Source organism: Streptomyces sp. NPDC027185, assembly GCF_055567035.1.
The window spans coordinates 433559-449776 of record NZ_JBVHRF010000003.1; the positions used below are offsets into that span (position 1 = coordinate 433559).

The following is a 16218-nucleotide window of genomic DNA, read 5'->3' on the forward strand; positions in this document are numbered from 1 at the left end:
CCTTACTTAAGTTAGGCTGACCTTAGTACCTTAGAAGGGTGTTGAGTCTTCAAATGATGGAACCGAGCGCTCGTCTCGTGCTGATCCCCCTCGCCCGCCTGGCCGGCGTACGCCGCCGCCTCGGCGACCACACGGACCGGACCATCGCCGAGGCGTGCGCCATCGCGCTGGCCCACTGGGCCACCGGCCGCAGCCCGGCCGGCCTGGACCTCGCCCCGGTCACGCTCTTCGCGGACGTCCTCGGCTGGGCCGCCAACGGCGGTACGGCGCCCGAGGGTTGGGGGGTCCAGGATGCCGGCGCGGACGGGATGCGGATCACCGTCCCCGAGGACGCCCGGCTCCCCGGCATCCAGCTCGCGCTGGACGACCTGACGGACTTCCCCGACCGGCCCCTCGGCACCATCGCCGCGACCGGGGCGGCCGAACGCCTCGCCACCCTGGCCGCGTGGAACGACACCGCGGCCGACCGGGACCGGCCCACCCTCGTGGAACTGTTCCTCCGCCAGGCACGGACCCGCCCGGACGCCCTCGCCGTCGTGGACGAGCGCCGCTCCCTGACCTACCGTCAGGTGGCGGGCCTCTCCGCCCAGTTGGCCCACCACCTCATCGGACGCGGACTGAGCGCCGAGCAGATCGCCGGTATCTCGCTGGGCCGCTCCGCCGAGATGGTGATCGCCCTGCTCGCCGTCCTCCGGGCCGGCGGCGCGTTCGTCCCGCTCGACCCGGAGTGGCCCGCCGCGCGCCGCGCCGTCGTCATCGACGACGCGCGGGTCGCGGTACAGCTCAACGGCGACGGCGCGCACGACGCCACCGAACCGCCCGCCGTCGCCGTCGACCTCGACAACTGGGCGTACACCGCCGAGCCCACCGACGATCCCGGCGTCACCGTCCACGGCAACGCCCTCGCCTACGTGATCTTCACCTCCGGCTCCACCGGCCGCCCCAAGGGCGCGATGATCCGGCACGAGGCGATCAGCGAACGCCTGCTGTGGCAGTCCCGGGAGATCCTCGGCTTCGGCCCCGACGACGCCTCCCTGTTCAAGGCACCGCTCTCCTTCGACATCTCCCTCAACGAGATCTTCCTGCCCCTGGTGTGCGGCGGGAAGCTCGTCGTCCTGCGGCCCGGCGGCGAACGCGACCCGCACCACCTGCTCGGCGTCATCGCCGAACAGCGCGTCACCTTCACCTACCTCGTCTCGTCCATGCTCGACGTCCTGCTGGAGATCGACGGCGACTCCGGGCGCCTCGCGAGCCTGCGGCACGTCTGGTGCGGCGGCGAGGTCCTCACCCCGGAGCTGTACGAACGGTTCCGCACCAAGCTCGACATCCCGCTGTACCACGGCTACGGACCGGCCGAGGCCACCATCGGCGTCTCCCACGTCATCTACCGGGGCGAGGCCGAACGCCTGTCGACCTCCATCGGCAAGGCCAACCCCAACACCCAGCTCTACGTCCTCGACGACGAACTGCGCCCGGTCCCGGTCGGCGTCGGCGGCGAACTCTACGTCGGCGGCTTCCTCCTGGCCCGCGGCTACGTCAACGCCCCCGGCCTGACCGCCTCCCGGTTCGTGGCCAACCCCTTCGCCTCCGACGGCTCCCGGCTCTACCGCACCGGCGACCTCGCGCGCTTCGCCCCCGACGGTTCCCTGGACTTCCTCGGCCGCGCCGACAACCAGGTCAAGGTCCGCGGTATGCGGCTCGAACTGGAGGACGTCGAGGCCGGTCTCGCCGAACACCCCGGCGTACGCCACACCTGCGTCGTCGCGAGAAAGAACAGCGCGGGCGGCACCTCCCTCGCCGGCTACGTCATCCCCGCCGCCGGCAGCGAGGACCTGCGGGCCGAGGACGTCAAGGCGTGGGCCGCCGACCACATGGTCGCGTACATGGTCCCGGCACACCTCGTCGTCCTGCGGGAGTTCCCGCTCACCCCCAACGGCAAGATCGACCGCCGCGCGCTGCCCGAGCCGGAGCGGACCACCGGTCCGTTCGTCCGGCCCGCCACCGACGACGAACGCGCGGTCTGCGCAGCCGCCGCCTCGGTGCTGCGGCTGGAAGAGACCGGCGTCGACCAGGACTTCTTCGACCTCGGCGGGGACAGCATCCTCGCGATCTCGCTGCTCGGCGCGTTGCGCGCGGCGGGCCTCCACGTCACCGCACGGCAGATCTTCACCCACAGCCGCCTGGGCGCCCTGGCCGCCGTCGCCGACCGCGCGGAGACCGCCCCCGTGGACCACGACGACGTCGCCACCGGCCCCGTCACCGGCTCGCCGATCGTCCAGTGGCTCGGCGAGACCACGGACGCGATCGACGGCTTCGTCCAGTCGGTCGTCCTCACCACCCCCGCAACGCTCACCGCCGATGCCCTCGACGCCGTCCTGACCGCCGTCGTCTCCCGGCACCCCATGCTCCGCGCCCGGCTCGTCCGCGGCGACCGCTGGAGCTTCGACATCCCGGAGACGGCCCCGGCCACCACCTGCCCGCAGGAGAGCGACCGGCCGCTGGACGACTGCGTCGCCCTCGCCACCGAAGGGCTCGACCCCGAAAACGGCGTGATGCTGCGGGCCGTCTGGCGCCGCGCCGCCCGCCAACTGGTCCTCGTCGCCCACCACGTGGTGATCGACGGCGTGTCCTGGCGCGTCCTCATGGACGACCTCGCCACCGCCTGGCGCCGCCACACCGCGGGCGAGAGCCTCGAACTGCCCGCGGCCGGCACCTCGTTCCGCCGCTGGACCCAGCTCCTTCAGGACGCGCCCTTCGACGAGGACCGCGCCCACTACGCCCGCCCGCTGCCCGGTGAGGACGCCCCGCTGGGCAGGCGGCCGCTCACCGCCGCCGACACCGTCGCCCGGGAACGGCAGACCACCCTCACGACCGGACCCCGGGCCACGGCGGCGCTGCTCGGCGAGATACCCGCGAAGTTCCACGCGGGCGTCAACGACGTCCTGCTGACCGCGCTCGCCGTCGCCCTCGCCCGGTGGCGCCGCGACCGCGGCCAGGAGCAGACCTTCGCCCACATCGAGCTGGAGGGCCACGGCCGCGAGGCGCGCCACGTGACGGACGCCTCCGGCGCCGAACCGGACCTCTCGCGGACCGTCGGCTGGTTCACCACCCTCTTCCCGGTGACCGTCGACCCCGGCTCCGCGGACGCCCTCACCGACCCCGGCCACCTGGCCGCCGCCCTCAAGGCGGTCAAGGAGGACCTCGCCCGCGTCCCCCGCAACGGCCTCTCCTACGGCGTCCTGCGCCACCTCTCCGGCGTCGCCTTCCCGGCCCCCGCACCGCAGATCCTCTTCAACTACCTGGGCCGCTTCGACGCCGGCGCCGCCGGTGACTGGCAGCTCGCCGGCGCCACCGGACAGCTGGGCGAGAAGCGCGACCCGCGGATGCGGCTGCCGCGCGCCCTGGAGTTCAACGCCATCGCCGAGCCCGCCGCCGACGGTGCGTTGGCCCTCGTCACCACCGTCTCCTGGCCCGAGGGGATGTTCACCGAAACGGACATCGACACCCTCGGCGGCTACTACACCGAGGCGCTCGACGCGCTGGCCGCGCTCGACACCGGCGGCCACTCACCGAGCGACTTCCCGCTGGTGCGCCTGACGCAGGACGACGTCGACGCGCTGGACGGCCCCGGGCTGTACACCGTCCTGCCGCTCACCCCGCTCCAGGAGGGCCTGTACTTCCACTCGGTCTTCGACGACGACTCCGCGGGCAGCTACGTCGAACAGCAGCTGCTGACCCTGGCGGGCGACGTCGACACCGAACGGCTCGCCGCCGCGGCCACCCGGCTGCTGACCCTCTACCCGAACCTCGCCGCACGGTTCACCGCCCTCGCCGACGGCCGCGTCGTCTCCGTGCTCACCACCGGCACCGAGGCACCGTTCACCGTCCTCGACCGGCCCGGCATCACCGACGCCGAGCTGCGCGCCCACGCCGAGGCCGACCGCCGCGCCGGATTCGACCTGGCCACCGGCCCGCTGATGCGCTTCACCCTGATCCGCGACCCGGAAGCCGGCCGCACCGTCCTCGTCCAGACCGTGCACCACCTCATCGCCGACGGCTGGTCCGTCCCGCCGATGCTGCGCACGCTGCTCGCCGAGTACCACGCCCCGGGCACCGTCCACCCGACCGGCGGCTTCCCCGACTACGTCGCCTGGCTCGCCGCCCGCGACGAGGAGGAGAGCGACCGCGTCTGGGCCGCCGAACTCGCCGGACTGCCCGGCCCCTCCCTCGTCGCCGAGGGACACACCCCCTCCGACCGCTTCGCCGACACCGCCGCCGAGCCCGGGTACGACCTCGACGCCGCCGTCCGGTCGGCCGGCACCACCCTCAGCGTGGCCGTGCACACCGCCTGGGCACTGACCCTGGGCGGCATCCTCCACTCCGACGACGTGGTCTTCGGCTCCACCGTCTCCGGCCGCGACGCGGACGTGCCCGGCATCGACGGCATGGTCGGCCTGTTCATCAACACCGTGCCGCTGCGCGCCCGCTGGAGCGGCGACACCACGGCCCGCGACCTGCTCACCGCGGTACGCGAGCACCAGGGCGCGGTCCTGCCCCACCAGCACGTCTCCCTGGCCCGGACCGGCCGCGCGGCGGGCACCGGCACCCTCTTCGACACCCTCGTCGTCTTCGACGTGGCCACCGACGTCGCCGCCCTGCACCGCCCCGGCGACACCCTGACCGTCACCGGGCTGGTCAACGAGGGCGCCCCCCACTACCCGCTGACCCTGGTCGTCGAGCGCTCCCTCGACGGACACCCCCGCTTCAACCTCATCCACGACGGCGCCCTGCTCGACGAGCGCGGCGCCCGGGACATCCTGCGCCGGTTCACCTCCGCCCTGGACGCCCTCCTCACCCGGCCGGACGTCCCCGTCGCCGAGCTGACACCGCCGGCGGCCACCCGGAGCCCGGCGCCGGTCGCGCCGGTGACCCTCGGGACCCTCTTCGACACCGCCGCCGGACGCGCCCCGGAGGCCACCGCCGTCACCCAGTGCGCCCTCGACGGCACCACCCGGTCCCTGACCTACGGCGAACTGGCCCGGGAGAAGGACACACTGGCGGCCATGCTGCGGGCCGCCGGGGTCCGGCCGGGCCGCCGCGTCGCCGTGGCCGTACCGCGCTCCGTGGAACAGGTCACCGCGCTGATCGCCGTTGTCACGGCGGGCGGCGCCTACGTACCGCTGGACCTGGCCTATCCGGACGAGCGGCTGGAGTACCTCCTCGCCGACGCCGCGCCGCAGGCCGTCCTCGTCGCCCCGGACCAGCGCGCCCGCTTCACGTCGCTGCTGGAGCGCGCGGGCGTGAGTGCCCGGGTGCTGGTCCAGGGCGACGCCGCGCCGCAGGACGCCCCGGACACCGCGGCGGACGACGGGCCACGGCCGGACGACCCCGCGTACGTGATCTACACCTCCGGCTCGACCGGCCGGCCCAAGGGCGTCGTCGTCCCGCACTCCGCCGTGGTCACGCTGCTCGCCCGCACCCAACCGGACATGGGCTTCGGCCCGGACGACGTCTGGGTGCAGTTCCACTCGTACTCCTTCGACTTCGCGGTCTGGGAGCTGTGGGGCGCACTGGCGTACGGCGGGGAACTGCTCGTCCCCGACTACGGGCTGACGCGCTCCCCGGTCGACTTCCACCGGCTGGTGCGGGAGCGGGGCGTGACGGTCCTCAACCAGACGCCGTCCGCCTTCCACCAGTTCGCCGAGGCCGACCGGCTCGCCGGTGAACCCCTCACCGCGCTGCGCCGGATCATCTTCGGCGGCGAGGCGCTGGACCTCGGACGGCTGCGCGGCTGGGTCGGGCGGTACGGCACCGCCACGCCCGAACTGGTCAACATGTACGGCATCACCGAGACCACCGTGCACGTCACCCACCGGATCCTCACCGACGAGGACTTCGCCTCCGGCGACGACGTCAGCCCCATCGGCGGCCCGCTGCCCGGACTCGTCACCCACCTCCTCGACGACCGGCTGCGGCCGGTGCCGCCGGGCAAGGTCGGCGCCATCTACGTCGCCGGTGACCAGGTGTCCCTCGGCTACCTGGGACGGCCGGGGCTGACCGCCGGCCGGTTCGTGGCGAACCCGTTCACCGGCGACGGCTCCCGCATGTACCACACGGGCGACCTCGCCCGCCGCACCCTCGGCGGGGAGCTGGAGTTCGCCGGACGCGCCGACGACCAGGTGCAGCTCAAGGGGTTCCGCATCGAGCTGGGTGAGGTCGAGTCCGCGATCCGGGAACTCGACGGGGTGCCCGACGTGGCCGTCACCGTGGCGGACAGCGGGGACCACCTGGTCGCCCACGTCGTGGGCCGGCTGCCCGGCGAACTCTCCGTCCTGCTCGCCGGGAAGCTGCCCGTCCACATGGTGCCGGGCCGCGTCCTGCCGGTCGACGCCCTGCCGCTCACCGTCAACGGCAAGCTGGACCGGAAGGCCCTGAGCGCGCGGGCGGCGCGGGACGACGCGCCGGTGGCCGCCACCGGCGCCGCGCCCGACGGCTCCGCGCTGGACGCCCTGGTCGGCGTCTTCGCCGACACGCTCGCCCTCCCCGAGGCGGACGCCGACACCGACTTCTTCGCCGCCGGCGGGGACAGCATCGTCGCCATCACCGTCATCAACCGGGCCCGCGCCCTCGGCCTGCCGATCGCCCCGCGCGATGTGTTCGTCCACAAGACCCCGCGGGCCCTCGCCGCGTCCCTCACCGCCACCGCGCCCCGGACCGGGCAGCCGGCGCCGGTGCCCGAGCGGCGCGCGGACGGTCCGGTGCCGCCGACGCCGATCATCCTGCGCCAGCGGGAACTGGGCGGCTCGCTCGACCGGTTCGCGCAGGCCAGGGCGGTCGAGGTGCCCGAGAACACCGGGATCGCCGAGGTGGAGCGCGCCGCCACCGCCCTGCTGGCCGCCCACCCGGCCCTGCGGCTGCGGCTGCGGACCGAGCACGGCGTGTGGAGCCTCGTCACCGAACCGGCCCGCGGCGCCACCGTCGCCCGCGCGGAGACCGCCGACGCCACGGCCGCCGCGAACGAGGCCGCCGGAAAGCTCGACCCCGCCTCCGGCGAGGTCGCGGCCTTCACCTGGCTCGCCCCGGCCCGCACCCTGGTGGTCACCGTCCACCACCTCGCGGTCGACGCGGTGTCCTGGCGGATCCTGCTGGACGACCTCGCAGCCGCCCTGCGCGGCGCCCCTCTCGCCCCGGCGACCACCTCGTACGCCGAGTACGCCGAGGCCCTGACGCTGTGCGCCGCCGAAGGCGCCGACGCGCTCGGCCACTGGATCGACACCCTCCAGGCTCCGCCGCTGCTGCCCGCCGTCGGCGCGCTGCGCGAGAGGACCGTCGTCCTCGACGCGGACCAAAGCGACCTGGTGACGCGGACCGCGCCCGCCGCGCTCGGCGTCGCTCTGACCGAGCTGCTGTGCGGCGCGCTGCGCGCCGCGCTCACCCGCGTCCAGCTCTCGCCCGGCGATCTCGCCGTCGAGCTGGAGCGGCACGGCCGCGTCCCGGCGCGGGAGGGGCACGACTACACGCGGACGGTCGGCTGGTTCACCGCCATCGCGCCCGTCCGGCTCACCGCGCACACCGACCCGGTCGCCGCCGCCCGCGAACTGGCCGCACGCCAGCCGGACGAGGCCGGGCACGCCGCATACGGCCGCCTGCGGTACCTCAACCCGCAGACCGCGCCGCTGCTCACCGCCCGCCCGCAGGTCCTCTTCAACTACCTCGGCCGCGGCGGCGAGTCCCAGGCACTGCACCTCACCGGCGGCGATCAGCCGAGCCCGTACGCCGTGGAGGTCAACGCCTGGACCGACGACGCCACCGGCGCCCTGCACGCCGCGTTCACCCTCGCCGAGGAGATACCCGACGCGCTCACCACCCACTGGCGCCAGGCGCTGGAGAGCGTCGCCGAGGCCGCGACGACGGCCGAGCGCACCGCGCCGGTCACCCCGCTCCAGCGCGGTCTGTACTTCCAGGCCCAGCTGGCCGGCGCGGCCGGACACTACGTCGCGCAGAGCTACTTCGCCTTCGACCGGCGCCTGGACCCCGACGCCCTGGCCGAGGCCATGGGCTGTGTGATGGACCGGCACCCGGTCGTCGGCGCGGGCTTCACCACCGACGCCGACGGGAACCCCGTCCAGGTCCTCAGGGCGGGCCGCCGGACCGGCGTCCGCACGGTCGAGCTGTCGGCCGACGAGGAGATCGAGGCGCTGCGGACCGAGGACCGCGCCACCGGCTTCGACCCGGCCGAACCGCCGCTGATCCGGATGACCGTCATCCGGCGGCCCGACGGCCGCGACGGCCTCCTCCTCAGCTACCACCTGCTGCTCTGGGACGGCTGGTCCCGCGAGATCGTGCTCCGCGACCTCTTCGACGCCTACCGGACCGTGCTCGGTGGCCGGCGCCCGTCCGTCCTCCCCGCCAACCCCGGCTTCGAGGAGTACGCCCGGACGCTCGCGGCCAAGGACCCCGCCGTCTCCGAACGCTTCTGGGCGGAGCACCTCGCCCCGCTCAGCGGCCCGACACTGCTCGCCGGGCCCGCGCCCGAACTGGCGGACGGTCTGCCGCCCGCCCTGGTGCACACGCTGACCGCCGAGCGGTCCGACCGCCTCCGCGAGACGGCCAAGCGGCACGGCGTCACCCTCAACTCCGTCCTGACCGGCGCGTTCGGCCTGCTCCTCGGCGCGCACACCGGCCGCGGCGACGCGGTCTTCGGCGTGACCGTCTCCGGCCGTGAGAGCGCGGGCGCGGCGGACATCGTCGGCGTGCTGCTCAACACCGTCCCGATGTGGACCCGGCCCCGGCCGGACCACACGGTGCGGGAGTACCTGACGGCCGTGCAGGCGGACCGGGTCGCGGCGATGGACCACGAACACCTCGGCCTCGGCGAGATCCAGCGGGCCGCCGGCCACGACACCCTCTTCGACAACCTCTTCGTGCTCCAGAACTTCCTGGACATGGACGCCTTCGCGGAGATGAACGCCCGCCACGGCATCACCGAGGTCAGGTCGGACGACTCCACCCACTACCCGTTCACCTGGGTCGTCACCCCGGGGGAACGGCTCACCGTCAAGCTGGAGCACCGCCACGGCACCACCGCCGGCGCCCGTCGCCTCCTCGACGACTACGTACGGATCCTGGACGACCTCACCCGCGCGAGCGGACCGGTGGGCGCCCTGCCGGGGCTCGGCGCCGTACCGGAGCCGGGGGCCCGCACCGAGATCGGCACGGACACCGTGGTCGACCGGTTCGACCGGGCGGCGGACCGTTCCCCGGAGCGGACCGCGCTCGTCGCACACGGCCGCAGCATGACGTTCGCGCAGCTCAGGGACGACAGCCGACGGCTGGCGGGGGTGCTCGCCGGGCGGGGCATCGGCCCCGAGCGGACCGTGGGCCTGGCCATCCCGCGCTCCCTCGACTCGATCGTGGCGCTCTTCGCGGTGCTGCGCACCGGCGCCGCGTACGTGCCGCTGGAGCTGGACCACCCGGACGAGCGGATCGCCTCGATCGTTGCGGACGCCCGCCCGGACGTGATCCTCACCGTCGGCGCGGTGGCACCGCGGCTCTCCGGCGACCTCATCGCACTGGACGGTCCGCTCCCGGCGGCCGAGCCGTTCGTGACATTCGCGCCGGACGACCCGCGGCGGCTGCGCCACCCCGCGTACACGATCTACACCTCGGGCTCCACGGGGAAGCCCAAGGGCGTGGTCACCGAGTACGCCGGGCTCACCAACATGCTGATCAACCATCAGCGGCGGATCTTCGCACCGGTGCTCGCCGACCACGGCGACCGGGTGTTCCGGATCGCCCACACCGTGTCGTTCGCCTTCGACATGTCGTGGGAGGAACTGCTGTGGCTCGCCGACGGCCACGAGGTCCACATCTGCGACGAGGAACTGCGCCGCGACGCGCCCGCCCTGACCGCGTACTGCCGCGAGCACGCCATCGACGTCGTCAACGTCACGCCCACCTACGCGCAGCAGCTGGTGGCCGAGGGGCTGCTCGACACCCCCGGGCGGCGCCCCGCGCTGGTGCTGCTGGGCGGTGAGGCGGTCACCCCGGCGCTGTGGCAGCGGCTCGCGGACACCGAGGGGACGGTGGGCTACAACCTCTACGGGCCCACCGAATACACCATCAACACCCTCGGCGTCGGCACCTTCGAATGCCAGGACCCCGTGGTGGGCGTGGCCATCGACAACACCGAGGTGTACGTCCTGGACCCGTGGCTGCGGCCGCTCCCGGACGGCGTCCCCGGTGAGCTGTACGTCTCCGGCACCGGCATCGCCCGCGGCTACCTCGGGCAGCCCGCGCAGACCGCGCACCGCTTCGTCGCGTCCCCGTTCGGCGCGCCCGGCGAGCGGATGTACCGCACCGGCGACCTGGTGGTCCGGCGGCCCGACGGGAACCTGATGTACCTCGGCCGCACCGACCAGCAGGTCAAGATCCGCGGCCACCGGGTCGAACCGGGCGAGGTCGAGGCGGCGTTCGCGGCACATCCGGCGGTCCGCTTCGCCGCCGCGGTCGCCCAGCCCGATCCGCAGGTCGACGGCGCGTACCGGCTGGCCGCCTACCTCGTGCTGGACGGCGCGGACCTGGCGACGGTCGCCGCCGAGGCGGGCGCCGCACTGCCGGACTTCCTGCGCCCGACGCACTACGCCCAGGTCGACCGCATCCCGCTCACGGTCAACGGCAAGGCCGACACCAAGGCCCTGCCGGAACCCCGGCCGCTGGGCGCGCTGACCTCGTCGGGGGAGCGCGGCCCGGAGACGGAGACCGAGTCCGTGGTCTGCGAGTACTTCGCCGAGGCCCTGGACCTGGACGACGACGAGGTGAGCGCGGTGAGTGACTTCGTCTCCCTCGGGGGACACTCCATGCTGGCCGTCCGGCTCGCCGGACTGCTGCGCCGTGAATTCGGCCCCGTGATCACCATCCGTGATCTGTTCACCCTGCGAACCCCGGAAGCGATTGCCCGCCATCTCGATGACAACTCCTGACACCGCAGGGCCCCGCGGACCGGGCCCCGAAGCGGCACCCGAAACGGGCTCCGGAATCCTTGGGACCGCCGTCCGCCGCAACGCCGGCGCGATGTTCCGGGGCACCGTCCTCATGGGCCTGTACCAGGCGGGCGAGACCGCCTTCCCGATCGCGCTCGGCCTGATCGTCGAGCACACGATGCAAAACCGGAGCCTTGTGGCGCTGGCCCTGTCGATCGGCGCGCTGGCCGTGCTCATCACGGTCGTGTCGCTGTCGTGGCGGTTCGGCATGCGGATCCTGCAGAAGGCCAACACGACCGAGGCCCACCGCTGGAGGGTGCGGGTCGCGGCCTGCGGCCTCCAGCCGGTGGCCCGGGACGTCGACCTCAAGTCCGGCGAGGTCCTCACCATCGCCACCGAGGACGCCGACCAGACCGCCGACATCGTCGAGGTGGTGCCGATGCTGATCAGCTCCCTGCTCTCGGTGCTGATCGCGGCGGTCGCGCTGAGCATGGCGAGCCTCCGGCTCGGCGCGCTGGTCATCGCCGGGACGGTCGCCATCCTGTCGGTCCTGAGCGTGATGTCGAAGCGGATCGGCAGCAGCACCCGGGAGCAGCAGGCCCGGGTGGCGCGGGCGGGGGCGAAGGTCGCCGACCTGATCACGGGGTTGCGGCCGCTGCACGGCTTCGGCGGCAACCACGCGGCGTTCGGCTCCTACCGGCGGGTCAGCGCGGAGGCGAGGCGGCAGGCGATCACCGTCGCCCGGGTGAACGGCACCTACGCGGGCGCCGCGCTGGGCCTGAACGCCGTCCTCGCCGCCTCGGTGACGCTGACCGCCGGCTGGCTCGCCTACCAGGGGCGGATCACCATCGGCGAGCTGGTCATGGCCGTGGGCCTGGCGCAGTTCATCATGGAGCCGCTCAAGCTCTTCTCCGACATGCCCAAGTACGTGATGATGGCGCGCGCCTCGGCGGAGCGGATGGCCCTGGTGCTGTCCGCTCCGCCGGTGGCGGAGTCCGGGACGGAGCGCCCGGAGCCGGGCGGCTCCCTGGAGGTCGACCGCGTCCGGTACGGCTGCTTGCAAGGCGTCAAGTTCCACGTGCCGCCCGGTGAGTTCACCGCCGTCGCGGCCTACCAGCCGCGGGCGGCGGCCGAGTTGGCGGCCGTCCTGGCGGTGAACGTCCCGCCGGCCGCCTATGAGGGCGCGGTCCGGCTGGGCGGCCGGGAGCTGGTGGAACTGTCCTTCGAGGCGGTCCGCGCGCAGCTGCTGGTGAACCCGTCCGACGCGGAGATCTTCGGCGGTACGCTCCGCTCCAACATCGACCCGGCGGGGACGAGCCGGATGGTGCCCGAGGCGGTGGAGGCGTCGCTGCTGACCGATGTCGTCGCCCTGCACCGCGAGGGGCTGGAGTACGAGGTCCGCGACCGCGGCTCGAACCTCTCCGGGGGCCAGCGGCAGCGGTTGTCGCTGGCCCGCGCCCTGGCGGCGGACGCCGGGGTGCTGGTCCTGCACGATCCGACGACCGCGGTGGACGCCGTCACCGAGCAGCTCATCGCGCGCAACCTCGCGGCGCTGCGGCGGGGCCGGACGACCGTCGTCCTCACCAGCAGCCCGGCGCTGCTGGACGCCGCCGACCGCGTCCTGGTCCTGGACGACGGCGTCGTCACCGCCGAGGGCACCCACCGTCAGCTGCTCGCCCGCGACGAGGCGTACCGGCGCGCGGTGACCCGGTGACCACGTGATCCGGTGACCCTGCGCCGAGGGGCCCGGACGCACGGCATTCCGCCGTGGCGTCCGGGCCCCTCGGCCGTCTCACCCCAGAGCCCAGGCGACGTCCCTGAGCAGGGCCTGCCGCCAGCCCGCCCGGTCGTGGCCGGACGCCGACCGGGACGTCCGTACGGTGGCACCGGCCGCGGCGACCAGGGACTCGACGCGTTCGCAGTGCGGCCGCATCCGCCGCTCGTGCTCTCCCAGGTCGAACGCGATCCGCAGGCCCGGCGGGGCGGGGCGCTCCGCCAGCCGCGCGGCGAGGGCGCCGCCGACCGGACCGCCGAGCGGGTCCGCCGCCTCCGCTGCCCGCGGCGTCCACCAGAAGGAGCCCGACTGGCAGGCGACGCGGGAGACCAGTTCGGGGAACTCCACCGCCGCGTACAGCGCGCTCAGCCCGCCCAGGCTCTGCCCGGCGACCACCAGCCGCTCCGGGTCCGCCGGGACCCCGCTCTCCGCCACCAGCGGCAGCAGCTCGTCCCGTACCGCCTCCCACAGCTCGGGCCGGCAGCCGAACTCCGCCGCCCGGTCCTTGGCGGGCAGGAAGACCAGCGTGACCGGGGGCATCTCACCGGCGGCGTGCGCCGCCTCGAACGCGGTCATGGCGGGGTGCAGATGGAGCCAGTCGTCCCCGTCGAGCAGCAGGACCACCGGCCCGCCGCCGCCCACCGGGTGGATCCGGACGGTGCGGCGGCCCCCGAGCCGCCCGCCGGCCCAGCGGATCCGGGTCCGCGGCAGCGGCAGTACGTCGTCCGGGCCGAGCACCGGCCAGTGCGGCTGGGGCGGTGCGTCCGGTGTGGCGGCGAGGGAGCGGTCGCCGCCGGCGCCCGCCGGGTTGCGGGGATCGGCGTACGAGACGCCGCCGACGAGGAACCGGTAGGTCACGCGGAGCCGCGCGGGCATCCGCACCTCGGCGTACCAGCAGTCCGTCTCCCCCCACCGGACCAGCGGCACGGGCTCGGACCAGCTCTCGAACTCGGCCACCGCCGGGCCGCCGCGCCACCGGAACAGCGCGGTCCAGCCGCCGTCGCCGTCCGGGACGTACGTGGGGGAGGGCGCCGCCCAGAAGGCGTCGCTCCCGGGCGCGCCGGGGAGGCCGAAGGCGGTGAAGGGGTGGGCCGCGCCGGGGGCCGGAGTGCTCCGTGTCGTCATGGCCGAACTCCCCGGTGGCTCGCCGGAATCCGGGGGAGGGGGCCGGCGCCGTTCCCGGCCCGCGCCCGTTCGCGTGGAGGCATCGGTGCTCCTTGTGAGGGAGGAGGGGAGAAGTTAAGCTCTATAATTAGGCGAGCCTAACCTAAGTGTTGAACTCTCCTCGTTCCGCACCGCCTTCACCACCGAACCGCCCCGCGGGCCCGCCGGTCGCGGCCCGCCCCAGGAGGAACCCACCACATGAGCACCAACCCGTTCGACGACGCCGACGGCCGCTTCCTGGTCCTGGTCAACGACGAGGGCCAGCACTCCCTCTGGCCGTCCTTCGCCGAGGTGCCCGGCGGGTGGACGGTCGCCCTGGCGGAGACCGACCGCGCCGCCTGCCTGGAGTACATCGAGGCCAACTGGACGGATCTGCGCCCGCGTTCCCTCACGGCCGGCGCCTGAGCCGGGGCCGCCGCTCCGGCCGGACCGGGGCGCGGCGCGTGTCCGCTCCGGCGACAGCGGCCACACGCCGCCCCCGGAACCCGCCCGGAAGCCCCGCGCACCCCTGAACGGTGCGCCCCAGGAAGGAACGTCTTGACCACGGCCCCGCCGTCCCCCGCCCTTCTCGCCGCACCGCCCCGGACCGCCGTCGTCCGGGGGCGCCGCGCCCCCGGCTTCGCGGTGCGCCCGGCCCGCGAGGACGACGGACGGGCGCTCGCCTCCCTCTCCCGGCCGTTCGCCCGCAGCGGGGCGCTCCGCGCCCGTCCGCTCTCCCACTACCTGACCCGGACCGTGGACTTCCACGTCGCCGAGGCCCCCGACGGCACCCTCGAAGGCTGCCTCGGACTGCGCGAATACCCCGCCGCCGGCGTGCTGTACAACTTCTGCGTCGCCGGACACCGGCAGGGATCGGGCATGGGCGGCCGGCTGCTGCACGCGGCGCTCGCCCGCGCCCGCGCCCGCGCGTTGACGACCCTGTTCACCGCGACGACCGGCAGCGGCCGGCTCTTCCTCCGCCACGGCTTCGTCCCCGCCGACCCGGACCTGGCGCCGGCCGACTGGGCGCGCTCCCTCGACCCGCGCCGCAACGCCCGCGTCCTGGCCCGCGCCCTGTAGGAACCACGAAGGGGCGGACCCGCGCCGGGCCCGCCCCTTCGTGCCGTACGGCCGCCCGGCGTCAGGCGCCCCCGTCCCGCGCCGCGTCGAGGAGTGCCGGCACCGCCGCCACCAGGGCGTCGGCCCGCTCCTGCGGGAGGGTGAGCGCGGGGGCCAGCCGGATGACGTCCGCACCCGCGGCGTTCACCAGGAACCCGGCGTCCTGCGCCAGTTGCCGCACCCGCGCGGCGACCGGCGCCGTGAGGACGACGCCCACCAGCAGCCCCGCCCCGCGCACCTCGCGGACCAGGGGATGCCGCAGCGCCCCGATGCCGCCGCGCAGCCGCTCGCCGACCCGCGTGACATGGGCGAGGAGCCCGTCCCGCTCGATGGTCTCCAGGACCGCGAGTGCGGCCGCGCACGCGATCGGGTTGCCGCCGAACGTCGAACCGTGCTGACCGGGCGTCAGCAGCCGGGCCGCGTCGCCGAAGGCGACCGTGGCGCCGATCGGCAGCCCGCCGCCCAGCCCCTTGGCGAGCGTGACCACATCGGGGTCCGCGCCCGGCTCCGCCTGGTGCGCGAACCAGTGGCCGGTACGCCCGATCCCGGTCTGCACCTCGTCCAGGACCAGCAGACTGCCGGTGGCCCGGGTGATCTCCCGGGCGGCGCGCAGATATCCGGCGGGCGCGGGGACGACGCCCGCCTCGCCCTGGAGCGGTTCGAGGACGACCGCGGCGGTGCGTTCGGTGACCGCCGCGCGCAGGGCGGCCGTGTCGCCGTACGGCACATGCGTCACCTCCGCGGGCAGCGGCAGGAACGGATCGCGCTTGGCCGGCTGCCCGGTGAGGGCCAGCGCCGCCATGGTGCGGCCGTGGAACCCGCCCTCGGCGGCGACGAGATGCGGCCGTCCGGTCCGACGGGCGATCTTGAAGGCGGCCTCGACCGCCTCGGCGCCCGAGTTCGCGAAGAACACCCGCCCCGCCCTGCCCGCCAGCGCCGGCAGCCGTTCCGCGAGTGCGACGGGCGGCTCCGCGACGAACAGGTTCGACACATGCCCGAGCCGGGCCGCCTGCGCCCGTACCGCCTCGACCAGCGCCGGATGGGCGTGCCCGAGGGCGTTGACGGCGATGCCGCCGGTGAAGTCCGTGTAGGCGCGGCCGTCCTCGTCCCACACCGTGCTGCCCTCGCCCCTGACCAGGGCCAGCGGGGGAGTGCCGTACGTGTCCATCACCGCCGCGCGCCAGCGGTCGGTGAGCGGCG

The 16218-nt window shown here is 74.7% G+C and carries 6 protein-coding genes; 4 read left to right on the plus strand and 2 right to left on the minus strand.

The genetic code is table 11. From position 1 onward, the window contains the following. Nucleotides 1-53: 53 nt before the first annotated feature. Both ACZ4M8_RS12055 and ACZ4M8_RS12060 read left to right on the plus strand, forming a co-directional pair. Nucleotides 54-10982 (plus strand): amino acid adenylation domain-containing protein, encoded by a 10929-nt coding sequence (locus tag ACZ4M8_RS12055; RefSeq protein ID WP_467605969.1) that lies wholly within the window; start codon nucleotides 54-56, stop codon nucleotides 10980-10982. Continuing rightward, nucleotides 10969-12696 (plus strand): ABC transporter ATP-binding protein, encoded by a 1728-nt coding sequence (locus ACZ4M8_RS12060; protein ID WP_467605971.1) that lies wholly within the window; start codon nucleotides 10969-10971, stop codon nucleotides 12694-12696. The genes ACZ4M8_RS12055 and ACZ4M8_RS12060 overlap by 14 nt, the downstream gene beginning before the upstream one ends. Nucleotides 12697-12774: 78 nt before the next feature. Here the strand turns inward: ACZ4M8_RS12060 and ACZ4M8_RS12065 are convergent, their stop codons facing one another. Beyond that, nucleotides 12775-13881 carry an alpha/beta hydrolase-fold protein gene (locus tag ACZ4M8_RS12065; RefSeq protein ID WP_467605973.1) on the minus strand — a complete coding sequence of 369 codons (1107 nt, stop codon included), beginning with the start codon at nucleotides 13879-13881 and terminating at the stop codon, nucleotides 12775-12777. A gap of 237 nt (nucleotides 13882-14118) precedes the next feature. Here ACZ4M8_RS12065 and ACZ4M8_RS12070 point away from each other — a divergent pair, with 237 nt between their 5' ends. Both ACZ4M8_RS12070 and ACZ4M8_RS12075 read left to right on the plus strand, forming a co-directional pair. Next, entirely contained in the window at nucleotides 14119-14325 is a 207-nt protein-coding gene (locus ACZ4M8_RS12070; RefSeq protein ID WP_467605975.1) for an MbtH family protein, read from the plus strand. A gap of 132 nt (nucleotides 14326-14457) precedes the next feature. Then, nucleotides 14458-14979, plus strand: a complete 522-nt coding sequence (locus ACZ4M8_RS12075; protein ID WP_467605977.1) for a GNAT family N-acetyltransferase — start codon at nucleotides 14458-14460, stop codon at nucleotides 14977-14979. Between the two features lie 61 nt (nucleotides 14980-15040). Here the strand turns inward: ACZ4M8_RS12075 and ACZ4M8_RS12080 are convergent, their stop codons facing one another. Further along, complete coding sequence (locus ACZ4M8_RS12080; protein ID WP_467606541.1) at nucleotides 15041-16186, minus strand: acetylornithine transaminase; 1146 nt, start codon at nucleotides 16184-16186, stop codon at nucleotides 15041-15043. Nucleotides 16187-16218 lie beyond the last annotated feature (32 nt).

Bases quoted from the DNA above. Each gene is read 5' to 3' on its own strand.
- ACZ4M8_RS12070 (WP_467605975.1), top strand. From the start codon at position 14,119: ATGAGCACCAACCCGTTCGACGACGCCGACGGCCGCTTCCTGGTCCTG.
- ACZ4M8_RS12055 (WP_467605969.1), top strand. From the start codon at position 54: ATGATGGAACCGAGCGCTCGTCTCGTGCTGATCCCCCTCGCCCGCCTG.
- ACZ4M8_RS12065 (WP_467605973.1), bottom strand. From the start codon at position 13,881: ATGACGACACGGAGCACTCCGGCCCCCGGCGCGGCCCACCCCTTCACC.
- ACZ4M8_RS12060 (WP_467605971.1), top strand. From the start codon at position 10,969: ATGACAACTCCTGACACCGCAGGGCCCCGCGGACCGGGCCCCGAAGCG.
- ACZ4M8_RS12080 (WP_467606541.1), bottom strand. From the start codon at position 16,186: ATGGACACGTACGGCACTCCCCCGCTGGCCCTGGTCAGGGGCGAGGGC.